The organism is Bartonella rattimassiliensis 15908, assembly GCF_000278215.1.
In the GTDB taxonomy this organism is placed as follows: Bacteria; Pseudomonadota; Alphaproteobacteria; order Rhizobiales; family Rhizobiaceae; genus Bartonella; species Bartonella rattimassiliensis.
On sequence record NZ_JH725068.1, the window covers coordinates 10,135 to 11,032 of the forward strand.

Consider the following 898-nt stretch of genomic DNA (forward strand, 5'->3'; position numbering starts at 1 on the left):
CATAAAATACACCCTCCCGATAATAAAAAACCCCGCATTTGCGGGGATTTTGGACTGTACTTAACCCTCTCTAGACACAATACGCCTAAGTACAGTAATGTCATTAAATACGATTTGCTACACTTTGTCAACATAAAAATAACACATATTGATATATTCGAAGGGAATCGATATGAAGTGAAGATGCAACAATGAAAAAGAAGATAAAATCTAATGTTATTATCGTATTTAAAGAGAATTGCTTTATTCGGAATGATAAGTATCTTGTTCACCGGTCATGTGAGTAGTAAACCGTTAACGAATGATAACTATAGCTATGGTAAATATATTGAGGCTTTGTGTCCAGACGGGCAAATTCCTGTTTTGCGTGATGTACAAAATCCATCTTCTTTTATTACTTGTGTTGATTCAAAAGAAGCAGGGCCTATTATAGTTGCAAAGAATGGAGTTAAATTTAGAGTATTTGCTCTTAACGAAAAACATTATGAAGAAATATTGGAACGTCGTTTCAAAAAAGCTCGGATAATACAATGCTTCGTAATAGGCTTTATAATAATCACCATAATGTCTCTTCCGATTAACATACTCTGGCGATTTAGATTAAAGATTCCAGCGTTTTTATTTACAATAATGACCGCCTTAGCTGTTATTGCCATTCCCTTCATATTCTATTGATAGTTATTTTTTGTAAAAATACTTTTGAAGCGCATTAAGAGCAGCACGCAATGAATTCACAAGATATGGTAGCATTTGATCTTCTATCACAAGGTACTGTAGCGCTGCATAAAGATTATACTGTCTACAGAGGCATTGGGCTTCTTTTAGTGCCTCTTGCATGTTGATAAACTGCTCTGTTGCGAATGCTACCCATTTGTCTCTTGCTTTATCATCAGCAGAT

1 protein-coding gene and 1 pseudogene are annotated in these 898 nt (G+C 34.7%); one reads left to right on the forward strand and one right to left on the reverse strand.

Translation table 11 applies throughout. The annotated features are described in order from the left end of the window. The first annotated feature begins 213 nt into the window (after positions 1-213). The gene (locus tag MCY_RS06600; RefSeq protein WP_007347589.1) at positions 214-675 is read left to right on the forward strand and encodes a hypothetical protein; all 462 of its coding nucleotides are present in this window, start codon (positions 214-216) and stop codon (positions 673-675) included. Between the two features lie 3 nt (positions 676-678). On the opposite strand, the pseudogene MCY_RS09180 reads toward MCY_RS06600, so the two are convergent. Continuing rightward, positions 679-898: pseudogene (locus tag MCY_RS09180) on the reverse strand (hypothetical protein); the annotation flags it as partial.